This window comes from Streptomyces sp. NPDC057010 (assembly GCF_042673805.1).
GTDB lineage: Bacteria > Actinomycetota > Actinomycetes > Streptomycetales > Streptomycetaceae > Streptomyces.
This window is the reverse complement of the sequence record NZ_JBHUSC010000089.1, coordinates 1-5539: the sequence shown is the minus strand read 5'-3', so window position 1 is coordinate 5539 and position 5539 is coordinate 1. Positions and strand designations below refer to the sequence as shown.

General features: G+C 70.4%; 4 protein-coding genes. 1 reads left to right on the top strand and 3 read right to left on the bottom strand.

Annotated elements, in window-relative coordinates; translation table 11 throughout:
* Window positions 1-115 precede the first annotated feature (115 nt).
* The 3 genes from ACFTXQ_RS35230 to ACFTXQ_RS35220 are packed head-to-tail and all read right to left on the bottom strand — an operon-like array spanning window position 116 to window position 2466.
* Window positions 116-1270: a winged helix-turn-helix domain-containing protein gene (locus ACFTXQ_RS35230; protein WP_382649370.1), complete on the bottom strand. Its 1155-nt coding sequence runs from the start codon at window positions 1268-1270 to the stop codon at window positions 116-118.
* Between the two features lie 16 nt (window positions 1271-1286).
* Window positions 1287-1868: a GNAT family N-acetyltransferase gene (locus ACFTXQ_RS35225; protein ID WP_382649349.1), complete on the bottom strand. Its 582-nt coding sequence runs from the start codon at window positions 1866-1868 to the stop codon at window positions 1287-1289.
* Window positions 1869-1890: 22 nt separating this feature from the next.
* Complete coding sequence (locus ACFTXQ_RS35220; protein WP_382649346.1) at window positions 1891-2466, bottom strand: GNAT family N-acetyltransferase; 576 nt, start codon at window positions 2464-2466, stop codon at window positions 1891-1893.
* 228 nt (window positions 2467-2694) lie between these two features.
* Between ACFTXQ_RS35220 and secA the strand changes: the two genes are divergently transcribed.
* Window positions 2695-5496 carry a preprotein translocase subunit SecA gene (gene secA / locus ACFTXQ_RS35215; protein ID WP_382649343.1) on the top strand — a complete coding sequence of 934 codons (2802 nt, stop codon included), beginning with the start codon at window positions 2695-2697 and terminating at the stop codon, window positions 5494-5496.
* Window positions 5497-5539 lie beyond the last annotated feature (43 nt).

Genomic DNA, 5539 nt, shown 5'->3' with positions numbered 1-5539 from the left:
AACATTCGGCATTACGAGCCGGTTCTTACCGGGATGGATCCGGTGGTTTCGGCGTGGGGGTATAATAACCTGGCGAACGGGTCGGGGCCGGGGGCCCCGCCCCGCACCCCGGAACCTAGAGGGCGGCGAGTTCCGACGTCACGGCTGCTGCCTCCGCGGGAGAACTGGCGCGGTCGACACGGATCGCGTCGCAGCCGACCCACTCCGCAGCCTCCCGGAGCGCCTGCGCCATGGCGGGGGCTGCCTTCGGGGAGGTCAGGGAGAGCTGGCGGGCCACCAGGGTGGTGCCCTCGCGGGCCGGGTCGACGCGGCCCTGGAGCAGGCCGCCCGCCAGCAGCGGCATCGCGAAGTAGCCGTGTATCCGCTTCGGCTTGGGGACGTACGCCTCCAGGCGGTGCGTGAAGCCGAAGATCCGCTCGGTGCGGGGGCGCTCCCAGATCAGCGAGTCGAAGGGGGACAGCAGCGTCGTGCGGTGGCGGCCCCGGGGAGGTGTCGCGAGCGCCGCCGGGTCCGCCCAGGCGGGCTTGGACCAGCCCTCGACCTCGACCGGGATGAGCCCGGAGTCCGCGATGACCGCGTCGAACTGATCGCCCCTGAGGCGGTGGTAGTCGGCGATGTCCGTACGGGTGCCGACGCCCAGCGACCGTCCGGCCAGTGCGACGAGGCGGCGCTGGCACTCGCGGTCGTCGAGGTCGTCGTGGAGCAGCGCGTCGGGCACGGCCCGCTCGGCCAGGTCGTAGACCCGCTTCCAGCTGCGGCGCTCGCTGCACACCACCTCACCGGTGTCGAGCAGCCACTCCACCGCGATCTTGGTCTCGGACCAGTCCCACCATTCGCCGCCGTTCTTGGCGCCGCCCAGCTCGGTGGAGGTCAGCGGGCCGTCGGCCTTGAGCCGGTCCAGGACCGCCCGCGTCGAGCCCTCCTTGTCCTTGAGCCGGTGCCAGCCGTGGCCGCGCGCCCGGCGGGCGCGGCGCCGGAAGGCGAAATGCGGCCATTCCTCGATGGGCAGGATGCAGGCCGCGTGCGACCAGTACTCGAAGGCGTGCCGGTCCGACCAATAGGCCTTCTCCACGGTGTCGCGGCCCACCGCGCCCAGCCGTGCGTACGGGATGAGCTCGTGCGAGCGGGCCAGGACGGAGATGGTGTCCAGCTGTACGGCGCCCAGGTGGCGCAGCACCCCCCGGACCCCGCCCCGGCGGTCGGGCGCTCCGAGGAACCCCTGCGCGCGCAGGGCGATCCGGCGGGCCTCATCGGCGGACAACGAGATCATGGTCATGTGCCGGAGCCTAGGGGGTGGCGCTGACAGCGGGCAGGTACGGCAGCCGGGAGGGCAGGCCCAGGTCCGAGGGGAGCAGGGCGCCGACCCAGCAGTCGCCCAGGGTGCCCCTGTGGTCCATGCCGGCGCGCTGGACCCCCTCCATGAGGAAGCCGGCCTTCTCGGCGACGGCGCGGGAGGCGGTGTTCCCGATGCCGGCGCGCCAGATCAGCCGGACACAGCCCGCCTCGGTGAAGGCCCAGTGGGCCACGGCCCGCAGGGCCTCGGTCATGTAGCCGCGGCCGCGGTGCTCGGCGACGGACCAGTAGCCGACCTCGTGGGCGTGCGTGCCGCGCGGGACCACGGCCAGGGTGGCGACCAGGGGCCCGTCCGCCCCGAGCCGGGCCGCGAAGTTGAACTCGGTGTCCTCGCGCCAGCCGCGCGGAACGGTCTCCGTGACGAAGGCCGCCGCCTCCGCCGGCCCGTACGGGAGGGGTACGGGCAGCCACCGCTGGATCTCGGGGTCCTGGCAGGCGGCGTGCACCTCGGCCGTGTCCTCGGGGGTGTGAGGACGCAGTACGAGGCGTTCGGTGTTCAGGGTGATCGACTCCATGAACGGCGATTGTGCCCGGGCCCTACGCGGAGGGCGGCGGCAGGTAGGGCAGCCGGGAGGGCAGGCCCAGGTCCGAGGGGAGCAGGGCGCCGACCCAGCAGTCGCGGGCGGTGCCGTTGCGCAGGAGGCCGGCGCGCAGGAGGCCCTCGAAGCGGAATCCGGTCTTCTCGGCGACCGTGCGGGAGGGGTCGTTGCCGGCTTCGGCGCGCCATTCCAGGCGGGCGGCGCCCAGCTCGGTGAAGGCCCAGCGGGCCACGGCTTCGACGGCTTCGGGGACGTAGCCCTTGCCGCGGTGCTCGCGGACCGCCCAGTAGCCGATCTCGTACGCCGGGCCGGCGTGGACGTGGACGCCGACGGCGGCGACCAGCGGGCCGCCGGTGCCCAGGCGCACGGCGAAGGGGTAGGCCGTGTCCTCGCGCCAGCCGTTCGGGGCGAACTCGGACACGAACCCGTGTGCGTCCGCGCGCCCGTAAGGGGACGGGACCATCGTCCAGCGCTGGATGTCCGGGTCCTGCACGGCGGCGTAGACCTCGTCCTCGTCGGAGGGGCCGAAAGGCCGCAATTCCAGCCGGGCGGTGCGAAGTGTGATCGGCTCCATGAACGAATTCTCGTGCCGGGCCGACACCCCGGGCGAACGGTTTTGGGGAAATGCGGCACCTATCCGGTCCCCCGTACGTTCTCAATACGGGCACCCGCGCCCTCGCGGCTACGGCGGACCTCCCGACGCGACCACGTCCTCGCTTACGATGGCCGTTGCGGTGGGGCCCACCTGCCGTGCCCGTGTACGAACAGTGCCCAGGCCCGACCGGCAAGGAGACAAACCTCGGTGTCCGTCTTCAACAAGCTCATGCGTGCAGGCGAAGGCAAGATCCTGCGCAAACTGCACCGCATCGCGGACCAGGTCAACTCCATCGAAGAGGACTTCGTCAACCTCTCCGACGCCGAGTTGCGGGCGCTCACGGACGAGTACAAGCAGCGTTACCAGGACGGCGAGAGCCTGGACGACCTGCTGCCGGAGGCCTTCGCGACCGTTCGCGAGGCCGCCAAGCGCGTCCTCGGCCAGCGGCACTACGACGTCCAGATCATGGGTGGCGCGGCGCTGCACCTCGGCTACGTGGCCGAGATGAAGACCGGTGAGGGCAAGACCCTCGTCGGCACGCTGCCCGCGTACCTGAACGCGCTGTCCGGCAAGGGCGTCCACCTGATCACGGTGAACGACTACCTCGCCGAGCGCGACTCCGAGCTGATGGGCCGGGTGCACAAGTTCCTCGGCCTGGAGGTCGGCTGCATCCTGGCGAACATGTCGCCGGCGCAGCGCCGCGAGCAGTACGGCTGCGACATCACCTACGGCACGAACAACGAGTTCGGCTTCGACTACCTGCGCGACAACATGGCGTGGTCGAAGGACGAGCTGGTCCAGCGCGGCCACAACTTCGCCGTGGTCGACGAGGTCGACTCGATCCTCGTCGACGAGGCCCGCACCCCGCTGATCATCTCCGGCCCCGCCGACCAGGCCACGAAGTGGTACGGCGACTTCGCGAAGCTGGTGACCCGCCTGACCAAGGGCGAGGCCGGCCAGCCGCTGAAGGGCATCGAGGAGACCGGCGACTACGAGGTCGACGAGAAGAAGCGGACCGTCGCCATCCACGAGGCCGGTGTCGCCAAGGTCGAGGACTGGCTCGGCATCGAGAACCTGTACGAGTCGGTGAACACCCCGCTCGTCGGCTACCTCAACAACGCCATCAAGGCGAAGGAACTGTTCAAGAAGGACAAGGACTACGTCGTCCTCGACGGCGAAGTCATGATCGTCGACGAGCACACCGGCCGTATCCTCGCCGGCCGCCGCTACAACGAGGGCATGCACCAGGCGATCGAGGCGAAGGAAGGGGTGGACATCAAGGACGAGAACCAGACCCTCGCCACGATCACCCTCCAGAACTTCTTCCGCCTGTACTCGAAGCTGTCGGGCATGACCGGTACGGCCATGACCGAGGCCGCCGAGTTCCACCAGATCTACAAGCTCGGTGTCGTCCCGATCCCGACCAACCGCGACATGGTCCGCAAGGACCAGCCGGACCTGATCTACCGGACCGAGGTCGCGAAGTTCGCCGCCGTCGTCGACGACATCGCGGAGAAGCACGAGAAGGGCCAGCCGATCCTCGTCGGTACGACGTCGGTCGAGAAGTCCGAGTACCTCTCCCAGCAGCTCTCCAAGCGCGGCATCCCGCACGAGGTCCTCAACGCCAAGCAGCACGACCGTGAGGCCACGATCGTCGCCCAGGCCGGCCGCCGGGGCGCCGTCACCGTCGCCACGAACATGGCCGGCCGCGGTACCGACATCAAGCTCGGCGGCAACCCGGACGACCTCGCCGAGGCCGAGCTGCGCCAGCGCGGCCTGGACCCGGAGGAGCACATCGAGGAGTGGGCGCACGCCCTGCCCGAGGCGCTCACCAGGGCCGAGGCGGCCGTGAAGGCGGAGTTCGAGGACGTCAAGGAGCTCGGCGGGCTCTACGTGCTGGGCACCGAGCGGCACGAGTCGCGCCGTATCGACAACCAGCTGCGCGGCCGCTCCGGCCGACAGGGCGACCCGGGCGAGTCCCGCTTCTACCTGTCGCTGGGCGACGACCTCATGCGCCTGTTCAAGGCGCAGATGGTCGAGCGCGTCATGGCGATGGCCAACGTGCCGGACGACGTGCCGATCGAGAACAAGATGGTGACGCGCGCGATCGCGTCGGCCCAGTCGCAGGTCGAGACCCAGAACTTCGAGACGCGCAAGAACGTCCTGAAGTACGACGAGGTCCTCAACAACCAGCGCGAGGTCATCTACAGCGAGCGCCGGCGCGTCCTGGAGGGCGAGGACCTGCAGGAGCAGGTGCGCCACATGATGGACGACACCATCGACGCGTACATCGCCGCCGAGACGGTCGAGGGCTTCGCCGAGGAGTGGGACCTGGAGCGGCTGTGGGGCGCCTTCAAGCAGCTCTACCCGGTGAAGGTCACCATCGAGGAGCTGGAGGAGGCCGCCGGGGACCGCGCGGGCATCACCGCCGAGTTCATCGCGGAGTCCATCAAGGACGACATCCACGAGCAGTACGCGGCGCGCGAGAAGACGCTGGGCTCGGACATCATGCGTGAGCTGGAGCGGCGCGTGGTGCTGTCGGTGCTCGACCGCAAGTGGCGCGAGCACCTGTACGAGATGGACTACCTGCAGGAGGGCATCGGCCTGCGGGCGATGGCCCAGAAGGACCCGCTGGTCGAGTACCAGCGCGAGGGCTTCGACATGTTCAACGCCATGCAGGAGGGCATCAAGGAGGAGTCCGTCGGCTACCTGTTCAACCTGGAGGTCCAGGTCGAGCAGCAGGTCGAGGAGCTTCCGGTGCAGGACGCGGCGCCGTCGCTGACGAAGGAGCCGGTGGGCGCGGGCCGGCCGGAGATCCGGGCGAAGGGGCTGGACGCCCCGCAGCGGCCGGACCGGCTGCACTTCTCCGCCCCCACGGTGGACGGCGAGGGCGGGGTCGTCGAGGGCGACTTCGACTCGGACGCGGCCGCCGGTGACGGGGACGGCATGACGCGGGCCGAGCGGCGCAAGGCCGCCAAGGCCTCCGGCGGGCGCCGCCGCAAGAAGTGACCCTGCGGGGTCGAGCCGTCGGCCGGGGCCGGACACCGAGTGG

Excerpts from the sequence above, each read along its gene's own strand:
- ACFTXQ_RS35230 (WP_382649370.1), bottom strand. The coding sequence starts at position 1,270 with ATGATCTCGTTGTCCGCCGATGAGGCCCGCCGGATCGCCCTGCGCGCG.
- ACFTXQ_RS35225 (WP_382649349.1), bottom strand. The coding sequence starts at position 1,868 with ATGGAGTCGATCACCCTGAACACCGAACGCCTCGTACTGCGTCCTCAC.
- ACFTXQ_RS35220 (WP_382649346.1), bottom strand. The coding sequence starts at position 2,466 with ATGGAGCCGATCACACTTCGCACCGCCCGGCTGGAATTGCGGCCTTTC.